Origin of the sequence: Mucilaginibacter achroorhodeus, from assembly GCF_007846095.1 — a bacterium.
Lineage (GTDB): Bacteria > Bacteroidota > Bacteroidia > Sphingobacteriales > Sphingobacteriaceae > Mucilaginibacter > Mucilaginibacter achroorhodeus.
In genome coordinates this window covers 944626-960930 of the sequence record NZ_VOEI01000001.1, presented here as the reverse complement: position 1 = coordinate 960930, position 16305 = coordinate 944626, and the positions used below count along the sequence as shown (strand labels likewise).

The following is a 16305-nucleotide window of genomic DNA, read 5'->3' as shown; positions in this document are numbered from 1 at the left end:
TTATAAAAGATCTATCACACCTAAAGATTTTCCAACAATGAAAACATTAAAAAACTGGTGCCTTGTGGCTTGCCTGTCGGCCATTTCTGCACAAGGTATTGCCCAAACAAGCAGTACCGACACATCTAAGTTGCCCACCGATGACCTGCGCCGCTGGTCGATAGGTGCTAACGGTGGCTTTTTAACCCATTGGACACCGTTTAACCGTAAAACCAATGGCGACTATGGTAACCCGCACGAAAAATTTGGTTATTCGTTTTTTGTGAAGAGGCAGATACTGTCAAGCTTCGGCCTGCAGGCCGATTTCTTGTTCGGAAAGGTGAACGCATCCAAGTTTAATAATTTCCCGGAGGGCGTGCCAGGCAAGGACCAGAGCGGCTATGAAACCAATATCAACTGGTCGGCAGATCTGCGTGGTTACTTTACAGTGCCTAATTTAAGTTTATCTATAAAACCTGCAGTAATAGTGCCTTACCTTACTGCGGGTGTGGGGTATATGTCGTACTCAACTACGGTGCGCAACCCGCCGCCGGTAATGGCTAATGTGCCGCAACCCACAAGCGGAGATGGTAAAACATGGTTTTTACCTATTGGGATAGGCTTTAAGATAGGCGTTTCAAAGGCGGTTAATATCGATCTGGGTTACACCGTGTATTCTTTAAGAACTAATGCGTTTGATGGTTACCGGAGCGGTTTGCATGATCACATGTCTTATGGTCACTTAGGTATCGAGTATAGCTTTGGTAAGAAAAACGCAAGGCCGCTGCAAAACTTTAGCACGGTTGCGGTAGTACATGAGGAGATAAAGGAAACAGCCGCCCAGTTACAGGCCAGGTTAGCAGCAGAAGAGCAAAAACGCCTTCAGGACGAAAGGGACATGGCTGATGATGATAACGACGGCGTAGCAAATAAATATGACAAATGCCCGGGTACACCAGCTGGTACCAAAGTAGATGGCGGTGGTTGTCCGCTACCTGTTGTTGTTGTGAAAGAGAAGGAAGTTATTACCCAACAAGACCGCCGTGTAATTGGCGATGCCATTAAAAACCTGGAGTTTGCTTATGGTAAAGCAGAGATAAAAGAGCGCTCATATCCAACGTTAGACCGCGTTGCAGAACTACTGATTCAGAAAGATTTTGCCCTTAAACTGGCAGGCCACACCGATAGCAAAGGCAGCATGAAAGCGAACATGGCTTTATCGAAAGCACGTGCACAGGCTGTGAAGAATTACCTGGTATCAAAAGGTGCAAACGCATCGCGCATAGAGGCAACAGGTTATGGCCCGCTGCAGCCGATAGCCACAAATAAAACAGATAAAGGCAGGCAAATGAACCGCAGGGTTGAGTTTACACTGTTTTAAGTTAATAAGTTAGTAATTATGTTAAAGGCCGCTTCTGAAAAGAAGCGGCCTTTGTAGTTAATGCTATTTTATTAAGATCTACTTCACCGGCGCAATGCCTTTTACGGTAGGCACAACCCGCTTAACAGAGCCATCACTGTTAAACTCCAGTTTATCAATACAAACCTCCCGGTTGTAGCCGGCGGCGTCGCCCATGGTAATGCCCTTGGGGCGGTTAAAGCGATGATAAATAATATACCATTCATCTTTGCCCGGGATCTGGATAACGCAATTATGGCCGGTGCCATAGATGGCACTATCCGCATCTTTTGCCAAAACCAGGTTATTGGCAGGGATCTCGATTTTGCCAAGCGGCGAAGTTGATGTCCCGTACCTTACGCGATAGTTTTCGCTCCTGGTGTCGTCCTCAGACCACATAAAATAATACTTCCCCTTGCGGTAGAATACCTCGGTACCCTCACGGAATGAGGTATCCGGCGTGAGCACTTTAATGGTTGTGGTGTCAATGGATATCATATCTTTATTTAACACAGCTCCGGCCATGTAGCCGTTACCCCAATACAGGTATGATGTGCCGGTTTTGGGATCAGTGAAAACATCAGGGTCTATTTGCTGCCCTCCCTTTATGCCTGCCGGGAGCTTATCAATCAGTGGTTTGCCGCTATCTTTGAAAGGCCCGGTAGGGCTATCAGAAACCGCTACCCCTATTTTTTGGGCGGCACAGAAGTAATAGAAATATTTGTACTTGCCGTTGATCATTTTTTCGGCAATGGTGGGTGCCCATGCATTTCGGTTAGCCCATGATACATCCTTTTTAAGGTCGAGGATGATGCCTTCATCTTTCCAGTTAACCAGGTCAGTTGATGAAAAGGTTTTAAAATACGTGCCCGACCAACCATCAAATCCATCGCTGGTAGGATAGATGTAATACTTATTTGTCTTGTGTGAATACAGGATCTCAGGGTCGGCGTAAAGGCCTTTCAGCGCAGGGTTATGCAGATCATTATCACCCCATCTGGCCATCAATCGTTGGTATTCACTTTCAGTTATTGGTATAACCGTACCATGGCGAGGGTGAAAATCCATGGTTACCATTTGATCTATTACCTTAAAATTTTCAAGGTCGCTGCTTTTAGTAAACTGGTATTTGCCTTTGGTGTAAACATCGTACATCAAAATATAATCGTTGCTGTTATTCAATTTAAATACCCCTGCACCTTCAACAGGATCAGTAGTTTGCTGTAAGTATTTATCCTGCGCAACGTAGCCCGAAGTAAGCCTGTCTGAAACAGCCTTTTTAATGCCGTTTCCTGAGCCTTCGGTTTTAAAAAATAGGTTGTATTTGCCGTTCCTGTAAATAATATCGGCATCTATAGTTGATTTGTTATCTGCTGCTGCAAAAAGTACTTTAGGCGCAGAAACAAGGCCTGTAAAATCTTTATTCGCGTAAGCGTAATATAAAATATCCGGTCCGTTGCCTACACGCATAGACCAGTATAGCATATATTTTTGCTGTTCTTTATCATAGATAGTTTGCGGGGCCCAAACCCTGTTCACGTTTGCAAATTCTTTATACTGCTTAGTGATATCTACTGATACTGATTTCCAGTTGATAAGGTCATTCGATTTCAGCATCACCAGTGCCGTGTTAGGCCCCCATGCATATTTTGCCACCTGCATATCCGTGGCAACCATGTAGAAGGTGTTCCCATCCTCAGCCCTTAAAATGTGAGGGTCCCTTACCCCACCGGTAGCGCTTATGGCCGCCGGATTCAAAACGGCAGCATCCTGGTTTAGCGCTTTGTAATTGTAGCCATCCCTGCTAAGTGCAAAGTGTATGGCCTCTTCGCCTTTGCCGTTACCGGTGAAGTAAGTGAACAGGTAAGCGGTTTTTTTTTGCGCATTGGCTGCGGGCACATTATGCAAAAGCAGAAAAACAATTAAGAAAGCTTTTATTGCTAAAGCCGGGTTTACTGGTCTTTTCATCATCGATAGATAATTGGCAGCTAAAAGGCTAATGTAGTAAAATATTTTAATTGTGTTATTAACACTTAAAGGAAAGGGGGACTTTTTTAAATGATTGGTGCGTTGCTGCTTAATGTGATTATATTGCTAATCTGAATTTTCAAGTAAAAAAATATCATTTACTGGTAGTTTGAAAACGTTTGATATTTTGATTGCTAACTGCACTGAAGGTGAATATCTGCCACATTCAATTGAATTGATCGTCTGCCTTGACACATTAACGAGTTCCGCCAAATCTTGCTGGGTCATATCCCTTTTAGCCCGCTCTACTTTAATCAATGTTTTCATTGTTGTCGTTGCGCTTTAAAAGGTTAAATAAAAGGATGTAAATCAGAAGGGTTGTGATAATCAACTGCTGCCCACTAAGTAAAATATCATCAAAAATGATATTGGCGACAGTAAAAATGGTGGTAAAAATAGTAGAAAATAATACCGTTCCTGCAAGGCATTTGTAACGGATTGCCAAAATTCTCTCATCTTCAAACCTCTCCTTAGAAAAGGCCAACAATCCAAGGCCAATGATAACCAGCGAAAGTAAAGTCTCTTTTAATTGGCTATTTAACTGAAAATTGATTAAGCGAAAAATAATTGATACAGTAACAGCAACCAGTGATAAGCCTGCGCCGATGAATTTGAATTTAGGTTGTAAGATCATAGTTATTTATTTGTCTTTTTGAAAATCAAACTTTCCATTAAGACAAATATACTTGTCTTTTTTAAATTACCAAATAAAAAGGCCAAATAATTATTTGGCCTTTTTATCGCAGATATGATTATTAATTAGTTTGATAATAATTGGTAAACAGCATTTCCAACCGATGCGCTCGCTGCACCACTTCCAATTGCTGCACCGTATGCAACCTGACCGGGACCTGCTGCAATGTTAAGCCACCATGTAGCTACGGCTCCCGTTGCTGCACCGCCTACATCTGCCGCGCCAACATTTCGCCAGCTAAAACCTGGCCCAGCTTCCGCTGCATTTGTTTTGATGCTTTGAGTTGAAACCTTGTTACTGCTGCTTAATAACGATACCCATTTATCGTAATTATCATGCCAGTAAACGATTGTGTACTTGGCTACCGATATCGAAGCAAGTATGGCAGGCAACTCAGTATCTGAAAGTTCTGATTTTGCGTTGGTTTCTAAAGAATTAATTTGACTTTTAGTTTCCTCGAATGTCGCTGAGTTATCAGTCATTACATACAAAAGCTTATCCAAAACTTGTTTTTGGTTTACAGTTAGCTTCGCAGCTAATGAATCTGTATAATAAGTGGTAATTTGAACGTCAGAAATCGAGTTGATTTTTCTAGCATAATTATCCTTTATTATTACAGATTGACCGCTCAAAGCTGAATTTAGGGCAATAATTACTTTGGGATTAGTTCCCTGAATTTTTAAGTTATTCAGCATGCCATTTCTTACAAATGAAACTAATTCATCTTTGGAAAAATTTAATTGGTGGTTAGTCTTCATTGCAAGTAAGACACGATAAGTGCTGTCAACGCTACGGTTGTGAACAATACCGATCTCGTCGAATTGTTTTTGATCAAATTTAGTTGGAGCGACTCCGCTGTTGCTCCCTTTTTGACATGCCGCCCATGTTAAGCTTAGCGCTGCCGTTACGATTAGTGCCGACGATTTGAAGGTCGGATTAAATGAGATAAGATTTGATAATTTCACTTTAAATTTTTGTGGGTTTAAGTATTAAATATCTGCGGACGCAAAATAGGAATATTAATAACAAAAACGTTACACAAAATAATTTTAAAGAAAAAAATATTTTCTTTTGGATGTGTATGTTAATTGTGGGGTATAGTCAGTATTCTTTAGCTCACTAATTTTAATCTACATTAAAATTTACGTTAATTCATCTAATGCGTTTCTTTTGCATCTTTCGTGCTTTGATCGCCGCCTGCGGCTTCGCTACTTTGGCCCTTAATGCTCGCGCTCATTTTCATTTGCATTATCGGAATTAAAACTGTCGCCAGTCATTTGTGCACTTTGATTATTAAACTGCTCTTTTAACGTACTCTCAGGTTGCGTTGTTCTTGTTTCTGATTTTTCTTTGCCGGATCTAACGCCCTTAATGCCGTTGATTTGCTGCTCATGCTGATCAAGCATATCATTATAACGACTGTGGCTGGTGTGTATGAACACTATATGACCAGAAAAAACGAAAGCAGCTACATTTTACTGTAACTGCCTCATCTTCAAGTAGCGGGGAGCAGGATCGAACTGCCGACCTTAGGGTTATGAATCCTACGCTCTAACCATCTGAGCTACCCCGCCGTATTTAAAATAAATGCTAAATTGACTTTAGCTTGCTTTTATAGTCTTACCCTTAGAGGGTGGCTAAAAAAGGTTTGCAAATATAGCAGATTTTAGTTTTCTTTAGAAAAAAAGTTAACTTTTAACCCCCTGATTAATTTGTAACAGTTTTACCCCTATGTCTGAGAAGAAGAAGTTTAATCTTGAATATGAGATAAAATCCTCACCAAGAATACTATATAGTTTCCTTAATGAAGCAAACGGCCTTACCCAATGGTTTGCTGACGATGTATCTGTACGCGATCAGGTGTATACTTTTACCTGGGATGATGAAACCCAGCGCGCTAAGTTGATAACTATTAAAGAAAACAAACTGGTACGCTTTAAATGGCTTGATGATGAGCCGCAATGCTACCTGGAAATGGAAATTGTACAGGACGAACTTACCAACGATGTTGCCCTTGCCATTACTGATTTTGCTACTGATGAAACCGTTGATGACCGCAAGCTGATATGGGATAACCAGATAGATTATCTTATCAGTACGTTGGGCGCTTAACCCTTAAATTTCTGTATTTTTGTCCGTTACCCTGCCATGCAATTATTTGCGTGATCGGGCGTTTTCTGCATACCCGGAAATTGTTTAATGAAGAAAATACATCTTTTACTGCTCAAGTCGTTCATCAGGCCGTTCATTGTAACGCTGCTTATAGTGATGTTTGTGCTGTTGATGTTGTTCCTTTTCAAATACATCGATGATCTGATAGGGAAAGGTTTTGCCTGGTATATCATCCTCGAACTGATGATGTATAATTCGGCAACAAACGTGGCGATGGCTTTACCACTATCGGTATTACTTTCATCCATCATGACGTATGGTGCCCTTGGTGAGAACTACGAGCTGGTGGCTATTAAATCAGCGGGTGTGTCGCTGCGCAGGGCAATGTACCCCATGCTGGTAGTTATAGTAGTGATCAGCATAGCTGCTTTTGCTTTCTCTGATTATATGCTGCCGGTTGCTAACCTCAAATACTATTCGCTGCTGTATGACGCCCGCAAGCAAAAATCGGCCGATCTGATACCGGAAAATATCTTTAGTAACCGTTTTCCTGGTTATACCATCCGTGTTAAGCACAAAGACCCTGATGGACAAACGCTGCATGATATTATGATCTATGAGGCCGGCGGCGGTAACGCGGCAGGTAGCCAAACCGTAACGTTTGCCAAAACAGGCCTGATGTACCGCACAAAGGATGACCTTTACCTGGTACTGAAACTCCAAGATGGCATCCGCTACCAGGAGGCTGCAGGCGATAAGGGCGGTATGCCCCGCCAGCAATTAACACGTTTCAGATTTGAAGAAACTGAGCAGAAGTTTGATCTCTCCGGCCTTAAGATGACGCGTACTAACGAGAGCGAATTCAGGCAGGCCTCACAAATGATGAATCTGCGCCAGCTTGACCATTTTGTTGATTCAGCCAGGAGGAATATCGATAGCACGCGATTCCAAAATTATAGGCTTTTGAGCGCTTACCTGCGTTATTACATGGTGCCCAAAAAGTCGGATAAGGTTAAGAAAACTATTGCTGCAGATAGTATTGTGCTTAAAGATCAATCTGCAAAGGTGAACGCCATTAACAATGCGCTAAGCGAGGTACATCAGATACAGGATGCCCTGCGCAACCGCGTAGACCAGCACGAAGAGGCCAATAGGAACGTGCGGCGATACATCCTTGAATACCAAAAGAAATTTACGCTGAGTGCGGCGTGTATCGTATTATTTCTGATAGGTGCGCCGTTGGGGGCAATTATCAGGAAGGGTGGCTTGGGGCTTCCGGTGGTGGTATCGATCATTTTTTTCCTTATCTATTATATTATTGGCACTATTGGCGAAAAATCTGCTAAGGAAGGGGAGTGGTCGCCGGTTACCGGTGCATGGATAGGTATCGTGATCCTGCTACCAATCGGGTTGTTTCTTACCTACAAGGCAGCTACCGACTCCAGCTTATTTGATATTGAGATATACCGGCGTTTTATTGGCCGTGTAAGGTTTTGGAAGCGCAGCCGCACCTGATATTCTTTTACACAATCCCGACGCTATTGGTTTAAATATAACCTACCTTTGTTTTGCTAATGCAGCATTGCTGCATTTAAAATTGATACAATGCTTAACACCATACCTGAAGCTATTGAGGCTATTAAAGCCGGTAAAACTATAATTGTTGTTGATGACGAAGACCGCGAGAACGAAGGCGACTTTTTAACCGCGGCGCGTAACGCAACACCAGAGACCATCAACTTTATGGTTAAACATGGCCGAGGCCTAGTTTGTGCACCTATTACCAAAGACCGCGCTCGTGAGCTTGACCTGGAGCCAATGGTTAGCAATAACACTACATCGCACGAAACTAACTTTACCGTGTCTGTTGACCTGCTGGGCCATGGCTGTACAACAGGTATTTCAGCGTCTGACCGCTCTAAGACCACCTTGGCACTTATTGATCCGGCAACAAAGCCATCAGACCTTGGCCGCCCCGGGCATATCTTTCCGTTGATAGCTAAAGATGGCGGTGTATTGCGTAGATCAGGCCATACCGAGGCCGCTATTGACCTTGCTGTTTTGGCCGGTATGGAGCCTGCAGGCGTTATCTGCGAGATAATGCGCGAGGATGGTGAAATGGCCCGCCTGCCAGAGTTGCTTGAAATGGCGAAAGAACTTGATCTCAAAATAGTATCGATCAAAGATCTCATCGCATACCGCTTAAATACCGAATCGATGGTACATAAGGAAGTATCTGTAAAGATGCCTACCGAGTGGGGCGACTTTGATATGGTTGCTTATACCCAAATTGATACAGGTGAAAACCATTTGGCCCTTATTAAAGGTGAATGGGAGCCCGGCGAACCAATAATGGTGCGCGTACACAGCTCATGCGTCACCGGCGATATCTTTGGCTCATGCCGTTGCGATTGCGGCCCTCAGCTGCATAAGGCAATGGAAATGATAAGCAAAGAGGGTAAGGGCGTTATCGTGTATATGAACCAGGAGGGCCGGGGTATCGGGCTTGTCAATAAATTAAAAGCTTACCATTTGCAGGAGAATGGCCTGGATACTGTTGAAGCCAACATTAAATTGGGCTTTAAAATGGATCAGCGCGATTACGGCATAGGTGCGCAAATTTTACGCAGCCTGGGCATATCAAAAATGCGCCTGCTTACCAATAACCCTAAGAAACGCGCAGGCTTAATTGGTTACGGACTTGAAGTTATCGAGAACATCCCAATTGAGATAGCTGCCAATCCACATAACGAAGCTTACCTGCGTACCAAGCGTGATAAAATGGACCACGCTATCATGCGCGATCATTAATTATTGATCGTCATTACCGTCGCTGTCTTCGCCGCTGTTATCATCTGATGGTTTGGTAGGCGTTGGCGTGTCAATGGTAGTTTTTGGTACTGGTGACGGTGTAACCGGTTGCCTGTTGCGGCGGCTCTGCCTGAATATATTGCGGAAGAACTCTCCAAACGTATCAAAATCGCGCTGGTAAATTAAACCTACACCGTTTACATATTGTGGTAAAAGCTGATCGTTAAGGGTATTGAGCGTAGTGTTGTTTAGTGCGCGGTAAGAATATTTTGCACGCAGGTTACCATCTTTGCGTATCAGGTATTGTATCTCAAAGTCTTTTGTTAACTGTCTAAAATCGGTATTGAAGAAACTTTGCCGCGCATTGAAAAGATCGTTAGAACCTGAAGTTGAATAAAGGTTACCGTTAAGCAATACCCTATCGTTCCACAGCCTGAAGGTTGCACTCGCATCTGTTAACGAACGGATGTTTAAGTCAAAATTTTTGATGTTTGATTGGGAGATAAAGCTGTTGAGTTTATTAAACGCAAACTCGCTTACCGCTTGTTGCGCAGTACCCACTACCTGGTCGCTCAGGTTACTGCCCGTACCCGATGCAAAGCTGCGGCGTACAATAACGCTTAGCGCCTGCTGGCTGCGGTTGGCATTATCAGACAGGTAAGTGGCAAGGTCATCCTTTATCGATGGGTCTACAGGGAAGGTAAAGTCGAAATCAATATTTGGCTGCAAGAGCGTTTTGGTCAATATCAACTCGGCCTGTACCAATACCTGTTTGTTACCGTAAGGCGGTGTTAAACCAGCCGCAGAATAAAGCGGACCAATTGCTGTACGCACCTCATAAATGGCCCTTAGGTTGATCTCCGCATTTGATGGATTACCCGTCCAGTGGATGGTACCACCCTGGTTTACCGTAAAGTTTTTACTGATGAAATCCTTGGCTGTAAATTCAAACTTACCTGTTGTTATCAGGAAGTCGCCAAACATCTCAAAGTCGCCAAGGCTGTTGATGTTCAGTTTGAGGTTACGCGCCTGGCCTGATCCTTCTAATACACCATAATCTGTTGAAATACGTACTACCGTGCTTTCATCAACGGTAAGGTCAAAGTTCAGTGTCACGCCGTTGAAAGGGTTCACCTTTTCCACATTTTTCTGCAACGTATCGTTATGATTAACGTAGCGGATAAAATCGTACTGACTGGCCGTCATGGATGTATTGAGCGGAATGTTAAATACCGTACCCGCCTGCGTACTGGCCTTAATATCGATCTTCATGTTATCGATAGGCCCTGTGAACTTGAAAGTGCCGCTGCCGAATGCAGTACCATAATACAAGTGATTATCCTTAAAAGTGGTGTTTAATGCCTGCAGGTTATTTGCCTCCAAAGTAACATCAAGCGTAGGGTTTGATATGTTGTTCAGGTCAACTTTACCGTTTACCTCTCCTTTGCCACCACGGGTATCTTTAAGCACCAGCTTATCAATGGTTATCAAACTGTTGCTAACAGTTACTTTATCATTAATAATGTAAGGCGTTTTTAAATAATTAACCGTAAGGCCGGTGTTGTTAAACCTTATATCTCCGTTAAGTTGCGGCTTAGATGGTGCACCCGTCATTTTCACATCGGCAGAAAGCGTCCCTTTAATATCCGAAACCAGGTTTTTGATGAACGGCTCAAAAATAATGGCCTCGGTATGGTCCATGTTGATATCAAAATCAAGCTGGTCTTCTGCACCTTTCTGGCCAATCAGGTAGGCTCCATCAATGTTCATGGTTTTTTTGCCGCCATTTGTGATGTCGAGTTTCACGTTAGCGCGACTATTAGCATTGTCCAGATCAGATGCGATCTTCACATCACCCACCAATGTTTTATTCATCGTAAGCGAATCAATACCCAACTTGGCGTCTACACCGGGCTGTTTGGTTAACCCGCTTAGCAGCACATCGCCGTTAAGTGCGCCCTTTAACAACACGCCCGATGGTTTTGTAAGCTGGTTTAGTGTAGCCATGCTAAACTGCTCAAAGGTTACCTTCAGCTTATCTGCAGGGTTATCAGATATGAAACCGTTTATCAATACTTTTTGCGGGCCGTTTGAGAGCTCAAAGTTCTCTACCTTGGTTTTGCCGTCAAGCAGGCGTATGCGCACTTGTTCCTGTATCTTCCAGTTCTGGCGTTCCAGTATCACATCAGAAGGCAGCAGCTTCAGCTTGGCGGTGGTGTCGCGCCCAAACTCAACCAGGCCGTAAAGGTCTAACTGGTTGGTAGCATTTTTATCAGAAAGCTTAACGTTGAAATTAAGGCTGTCTTTTTTAAGGAAGTTTGTTACCGTAATGTTCTTGATGTAGAGGCTGTCCGTAAGATCTATCCTGTTTAACGAAAGGTTGAGGCCAAGGAAATCATCCGTTGTACTTTCGTCAATAATAAAATCATGGAAAACTATTTTGCCGAGTTTGATGGTTTTGATGTAACCGTTAAGCGTGGCTGTTTTATCATTAGAGTTAAATTTACCCACAAATGAGCCCTGGTCTGGTATTTTCAGGCTCGGCATAAACATGGCCGTAACCGGGTCCATGTTTTTTAGGTTAAGGGTAAAATCAAAGTTTTGCGGCTTAGGCGGTGTTATATCCGTTTTTAGTGATGGGATATATTTTTTTGCGATGGTTTTGTAGTACGATGGTAGCGTTGCCAGGTCATAGCTTCCTTTAATGCTACCATCAGCCACGTCAGATCGTAACGATATAACACGCTCTGCACCTTTCCCGGTCGCCGAAAGGTTTACGGTATCTATCACGTAACTATTGCGCGGATCGTCCATTCTTATCTTGGTAAGCAGGATGCTGCCGTCAAGATTATCCAGGTTATTGCCCGAGAAATTAGTGTTAAGATTGGTGGTGAAAGTAATGGTATCTTTTAATAGCTTAAGCTGGTGCAGGCGGGCATTGGTTACATTGCCGGCAATATTGTAAACCGGCAGCTTAGGGTTTAGGTTAATGTTACCGGTGAGGTCAAACTTAATGTTACGGTCGTTTATACTTACCTTACCGTTTGCTACTTTATTTCTGAACGTACCGCTTGTTACCAGGTTATTGTAGGTGTAACCTTTAAATTGCAAATAGGCAACTTTAGCATCGCCGCGGATGTTAAGATTTTTAATGGCATCGCCGCTACCTATTATGTTCCCCGTAAATGAGGTACGGCCAAGGGTTTTATCATCTAACAAGGCGCCGGCATCAAAATTGGTAGCCATTAGTTTTCCGCTGTAGCTTGGTATGCCGGCCTTGCTAATTTTAAGATTAATGTCAGGGTCTAAGCGGCCAAGTTTGGTTTTAAATGTTCCAAACGCTACAAAATCATTCTGCAAACCGGTAAACCTGCCGGTAAAGTTCACATTGCCAAACTTGCCTACAATATCCGGCACTTTGGCTGTAGGCTTACCTGTAAAGTGGCTGTACAAGTAATCAAGGTCTTTCTTGTTGGTGGCAATCTGGTCAAAACGTAATTGCAGGAAAGTATTCTCCCAATCTGGCAGGCCGGTAAGATGAAAATCGCCTTTAATAAAGGTAGCCTGTGCGGCGGTGACAGTTAATCCGGTTGCCCTGATGTTATTTACCAGGCCACGCACGCGGCCATCAACGCCTAACTCAAATGTGGTATTCACTTTTGCCAGGGCATCAGTAAAATAGCTGATATCTTTTGATGACAGGTGCGATGAGTGAAATTCGGCATCCATATTCACCTTGTTCTCAAAATCCTCCATATCGGTAAACGATTTAAACCGCATCCTGAAATAGTTTTTCAGATTTGAATTTGGCGTTTGTATAAAAAGGTTTTGCAACAATATCTGGTTGGTATCTATAGTGGCATTTGCGTTAAAGTTTTTAACATAAAAACCACTTTTCTCCTTCAACGTCATGCCGGTTACACGTGCCTTAAATAAGTGATTTATAAGGTCCATGTTATGGATGGTAGTGCTAAAGTGGTTTACGTCGACATCGTTAAAATTCACCCCTTTTACAAACTCGTTACGGAGGTAATTTTTGTACCTGAAGTGAAAATTGTAAACAGCTATTTTATCGAAATTAAGCGTCCAGGGCTGGCTTTTTTTCTTGGTGGTATCACCGGAGTTAAAGTAGTCGATAACAAACTTTAGATTGGTGGTGCTGTCCTTTAGTTTTTTTAGATAAAACGAACCATTATCAAGCTGTATCGATTCAAAGTGCAGCTTTTTTCGTTTAATGCTGTTGAAGATCGAAAAACCCTTTAACTCAACTGAAAGCTTCGGCGTGCTCAATAAAGTATCGCGCTGTTTATCAAGAATATATAAACCCTCTAATACAACCGAAGAAAAGGGCTTAATATAAAGGCTCTTTACATCAACGGTAGTATTAAGCTCTTTTGAAAGGTACTTTGTTGCTTTTTTTGCCGCCCACGTTTGCACCGGCTTATACTGGAAAGAGATAAGCACAATGCTGACAAGCAGCAGGATGATGAGCACAATGCTTAACGCTATTTTGAGTACTTTTTTAATAACTTTGCGCTTAATTAAAAATTCAAAAGTAAAAATCCAAAAAAGCCTTAACTGTTTTACTTTTTGAATTTATTTATCACTCTGTTCAAAAGCCACCAGCCAATTTTTTTTGACTTTTAACTTTTGACTTTTAACTTGATAACAGTGCCTGCAATTTTAGCCATAGAATCCTCTTGCGATGAAACCTCAGCTTCGGTTTGTGTTGATGGTGCAATACTAAGTAATGTTATTGCAAATCAGACCATTCACGAAGCTTATGGAGGTGTAGTCCCTGAGCTTGCCTCAAGGGTACATCAGCAAAATATAGTTCCTGCGGTGCAGCAAGCGTTATTTAACGCAAAAGTAAGCAAAAATGATATTGATGCAGTAGCTTTTACTCGCGGACCGGGCCTTTTAGGTTCGCTTTTGGTTGGCGTATCGTTTGCCAAGGCCTTTGCACTTGCAAGGCAGATACCGCTAATTGAGGTAAATCATATGCAGGCCCACATTCTGGCACATTTTATTGCCGAGAAAAAGCCATCTTTCCCTTTCATCTGTTTAACCGTATCCGGCGGCCATACCCAAATAGTTTTGGTGAAAGACTATTTTGATATGGAGGTAATAGGCCAAACGCTTGATGATGCCGCCGGTGAAGCTATGGACAAAACAAGTAAGATACTGGGGTTGCCTTATCCGGGCGGGCCGCTTATTGATAAAAATGCGCGCAGCGGAAATCCTGACGCCTACAAGTTCCCGGAGCCGCAGATACCGGGATTTGATTTTAGCTTTAGCGGATTGAAAACTTCTATCCTGTATTTCATCAGGGATAACGTAGCCGCAAACCCGAATTTCATAAAGGAGAACATGAACGATATTTGTGCCTCTGTGGAAAGACGAATAGCTACCATACTGATCAGCAAACTAAAAAAAGCAGCCGATGAATATGGTATAAAGGATGTAGCTTTAGCGGGCGGGGTATCGGCAAACACCGGCTTGCGTAACCTGCTTACCGAAACCGGCGAGAAGAACGGATGGAACGTTTTTATACCTAAGTTTGAATATTGTACCGATAACGCAGCCATGATTGCTATTGCCGGGTACCATAAATATTTAAAAGGCGAATTTATTGGGCAGGATGTTGCCCCGCTGGCAAGAATGCCATTTTAAGAGCCCCCCGACCCCCTGAAGGGGGAGTGGGGTAACTGATAGTAATTGTTTTATTTAAATTTTATTCCCCCTTTAGGGGGTTAGGAGGCTTCAATAATGTCTATTCCATCTCTAATTTTCTGGATCATATTTGTAGTGCCGCTGGTTGCCTTTTTAATATGGGTAATGCGCCAGGACAAACGCAAAGGCAAGGCGGGCCTGGTAGTTTTAATTATCACGGTGGTGGTTTGCATTGCCTACATGTACTGGAAAACCGGCGGTAAATAATTTTTTTGCCTAAAAAGAGGCTTAGATAAGTCCTGACAAGATCCTGCCAGCGTTCACGAGTGTTCACCGGCGTTCATGCCGTGAACGAGAACACTTACATTACTTTATATCTTCAGCCGCACATTTATCTTCTGCAGCAGCCCAGTAAGCCATACTATTACAAAGGAGAACAGTAAGCAGCGTATTAGCCCACCCGTACCCTGGTCGAGATATTGCGGATAACCAAGGTCTGTCATCTGGTATAATGGGTAAAACAGATAGGGCAGCAGGTATGCCGTAAAAGTACTGGTACCGGCGGGTTCTATTATTTTAAACCAATGGTACTTGTGTCTGAAATCTACAATGTAAATAAAGATGGCATAAACCACCAGGCTTATCCCGGTGCATATCAATACCCATGATGGGGTATCCCGAGCCTTTGAAATACCGCCACTAAAATAGCGTACAATAAAGCCCAGGTTAAAGAGGATAATTGCCATCATGATCATGGCTCCCCATAACATTTTTATCTCCTTGTTCTTGTTAAGGCGCATGTATAGTACTGATACAAACACGCCGGCCATAGTAAAGGCTTGCATGGCGCCGTTCCCGGCTATCCACATATACTTTTGAATGCCGCTCAAAAAATCGAGCATCCCAAAGTGGAAATCGATATTGAAGAACATAAAGAAAAGCCATGCCGCAGCCTGTATCCACAGGTAGCCATTACTGTAGTAGTAGATAAGCCCGCATACCAGGTACGACCAGCCTATTAACCCCAATATACCCCACCAGGTAAGATGGAGCCAGGGATGTGCAGGATCGGTACTGCGGTAGATGATACACATGGCTATCAGCAAGGCCCAGCCAAACCCCTGGAACATGTATCTCCGTATTTTGGAAGTGGTTTTGTTATAATCTAAAAAAATGAAAAAGAAACTGAATGTTGCCAGGCTGTCCCAAACAGGCTTGGGCAGGATGGTAGCGCTTTCATTATAAGTTTCGCTATTAGCATGGAAAAAGCCGATGAATATCAAAGCCAAAGAACGGGTGATAATGCGATAGGGTACGTGCGCTTCCTGGTTATGCAGGCGTTTTGCAAAGGCATACGGAATGGATAACCCTACAATAAACAGGAAGGCAGGAAAAATGGTATCGGCAAGTCCTAAAGCGTCTTCGCTTATCGCAGCATGTTTAAGCCATTCTGGGGTATTGGGCACTCCGTCAAGATCGTTAACAAAGATCATCAGGAACATGGTAACCGCACGAAACGCATCAATAGACCTGATGCGGTTTATTAAATTACTCATTAAACAGGCAAATGTATTTCAGAGATAAATGTTTTAAATAAACGATAACAAAT

Annotated in this window: 13 protein-coding genes and 1 tRNA gene; 6 read left to right on the top strand and 8 right to left on the bottom strand. The window is 43.0% G+C overall.

The genetic code is table 11. The features are described from left to right. The first annotated feature begins 37 nt into the window (after positions 1-37). Positions 38-1360, top strand: coding sequence for an OmpA family protein (locus FPZ42_RS04485; protein ID WP_146269276.1), 1323 nt, complete (start codon positions 38-40; stop codon positions 1358-1360). Between the two features lie 78 nt (positions 1361-1438). Here FPZ42_RS04485 and FPZ42_RS04480 read toward each other — a convergent pair whose 3' ends face one another. From FPZ42_RS04480 to FPZ42_RS04455, 6 genes are all read right to left on the bottom strand, one after another. After that, entirely contained in the window at positions 1439-3346 is a 1908-nt protein-coding gene (locus tag FPZ42_RS04480) for a family 43 glycosylhydrolase (RefSeq protein WP_146269275.1), read from the bottom strand. A 126-nt stretch (positions 3347-3472) separates the two neighbouring features. Further along, a complete protein-coding gene (locus FPZ42_RS04475; RefSeq protein ID WP_146269274.1) occupies positions 3473-3673 on the bottom strand; it encodes a helix-turn-helix transcriptional regulator in 201 nt (66 codons plus the stop codon). Continuing rightward, complete coding sequence (locus FPZ42_RS04470) at positions 3657-4040, bottom strand: hypothetical protein (protein ID WP_146269273.1); 384 nt, start codon at positions 4038-4040, stop codon at positions 3657-3659. The genes FPZ42_RS04475 and FPZ42_RS04470 overlap by 17 nt, the downstream gene beginning before the upstream one ends. Before the next feature lie 125 nt (positions 4041-4165). Next, positions 4166-5065, bottom strand: coding sequence for a hypothetical protein (locus tag FPZ42_RS04465; protein ID WP_146269272.1), 900 nt, complete (start codon positions 5063-5065; stop codon positions 4166-4168). Positions 5066-5320: 255 nt separating this feature from the next. Then, positions 5321-5506 (bottom strand): hypothetical protein, encoded by a 186-nt coding sequence (locus FPZ42_RS04460; protein ID WP_146269271.1) that lies wholly within the window; start codon positions 5504-5506, stop codon positions 5321-5323. A gap of 94 nt (positions 5507-5600) precedes the next feature. Further along, positions 5601-5674, bottom strand: a tRNA-Met gene (locus FPZ42_RS04455). Between the two features lie 157 nt (positions 5675-5831). On the opposite strand from FPZ42_RS04455, the gene FPZ42_RS04450 reads away from it, so the two are divergent. The 3 genes from FPZ42_RS04450 (at position 5832) to FPZ42_RS04440 (ending at position 9023) form a co-directional block, all read left to right on the top strand. Further along, a complete protein-coding gene (locus FPZ42_RS04450; RefSeq protein WP_146269270.1) occupies positions 5832-6212 on the top strand; it encodes an START-like domain-containing protein in 381 nt (126 codons plus the stop codon). 87 nt (positions 6213-6299) lie between these two features. Next, positions 6300-7727 carry an LptF/LptG family permease gene (locus FPZ42_RS04445; protein WP_146269269.1) on the top strand — a complete coding sequence of 476 codons (1428 nt, stop codon included), beginning with the start codon at positions 6300-6302 and terminating at the stop codon, positions 7725-7727. Positions 7728-7817: 90 nt separating this feature from the next. After that, positions 7818-9023, top strand: coding sequence for a bifunctional 3,4-dihydroxy-2-butanone-4-phosphate synthase/GTP cyclohydrolase II (locus FPZ42_RS04440; RefSeq protein WP_186458679.1), 1206 nt, complete (start codon positions 7818-7820; stop codon positions 9021-9023). On the opposite strand, the gene FPZ42_RS04435 is transcribed toward FPZ42_RS04440, so the two are convergent. Then, complete coding sequence (locus tag FPZ42_RS04435) at positions 9024-13517, bottom strand: translocation/assembly module TamB domain-containing protein (protein WP_146269267.1); 4494 nt, start codon at positions 13515-13517, stop codon at positions 9024-9026. Positions 13518-13694: 177 nt separating this feature from the next. Here FPZ42_RS04435 and tsaD point away from each other — a divergent pair, with 177 nt between their 5' ends. Together tsaD and FPZ42_RS19115 are read left to right on the top strand one after the other, a co-directional pair. Next, positions 13695-14696, top strand: coding sequence for a tRNA (adenosine(37)-N6)-threonylcarbamoyltransferase complex transferase subunit TsaD (gene tsaD / locus FPZ42_RS04430; RefSeq protein WP_146269266.1), 1002 nt, complete (start codon positions 13695-13697; stop codon positions 14694-14696). A 96-nt stretch (positions 14697-14792) separates the two neighbouring features. Further along, positions 14793-14963, top strand: coding sequence for a hypothetical protein (locus tag FPZ42_RS19115; protein WP_186458678.1), 171 nt, complete (start codon positions 14793-14795; stop codon positions 14961-14963). A gap of 104 nt (positions 14964-15067) precedes the next feature. Here FPZ42_RS19115 and FPZ42_RS04425 read toward each other — a convergent pair whose 3' ends face one another. Beyond that, complete coding sequence (locus FPZ42_RS04425) at positions 15068-16252, bottom strand: heparan-alpha-glucosaminide N-acetyltransferase domain-containing protein (RefSeq protein ID WP_146269265.1); 1185 nt, start codon at positions 16250-16252, stop codon at positions 15068-15070. Between the last annotated feature and the right edge of the window lie 53 nt (positions 16253-16305).

Excerpts from the sequence above, each read along its gene's own strand:
- FPZ42_RS04485 (WP_146269276.1), top strand. The coding sequence starts at position 38 with ATGAAAACATTAAAAAACTGGTGCCTTGTGGCTTGCCTGTCGGCCATT.
- FPZ42_RS04480 (WP_146269275.1), bottom strand. The coding sequence starts at position 3,346 with ATGAAAAGACCAGTAAACCCGGCTTTAGCAATAAAAGCTTTCTTAATT.
- FPZ42_RS04475 (WP_146269274.1), bottom strand. The coding sequence starts at position 3,673 with ATGAAAACATTGATTAAAGTAGAGCGGGCTAAAAGGGATATGACCCAG.
- FPZ42_RS04470 (WP_146269273.1), bottom strand. The coding sequence starts at position 4,040 with ATGATCTTACAACCTAAATTCAAATTCATCGGCGCAGGCTTATCACTG.
- FPZ42_RS04460 (WP_146269271.1), bottom strand. The coding sequence starts at position 5,506 with ATGCTTGATCAGCATGAGCAGCAAATCAACGGCATTAAGGGCGTTAGA.
- FPZ42_RS04450 (WP_146269270.1), top strand. The coding sequence starts at position 5,832 with ATGTCTGAGAAGAAGAAGTTTAATCTTGAATATGAGATAAAATCCTCA.
- FPZ42_RS04445 (WP_146269269.1), top strand. The coding sequence starts at position 6,300 with ATGAAGAAAATACATCTTTTACTGCTCAAGTCGTTCATCAGGCCGTTC.
- FPZ42_RS04440 (WP_186458679.1), top strand. The coding sequence starts at position 7,818 with ATGCTTAACACCATACCTGAAGCTATTGAGGCTATTAAAGCCGGTAAA.
- FPZ42_RS19115 (WP_186458678.1), top strand. The coding sequence starts at position 14,793 with ATGTCTATTCCATCTCTAATTTTCTGGATCATATTTGTAGTGCCGCTG.
- FPZ42_RS04425 (WP_146269265.1), bottom strand. The coding sequence starts at position 16,252 with ATGAGTAATTTAATAAACCGCATCAGGTCTATTGATGCGTTTCGTGCG.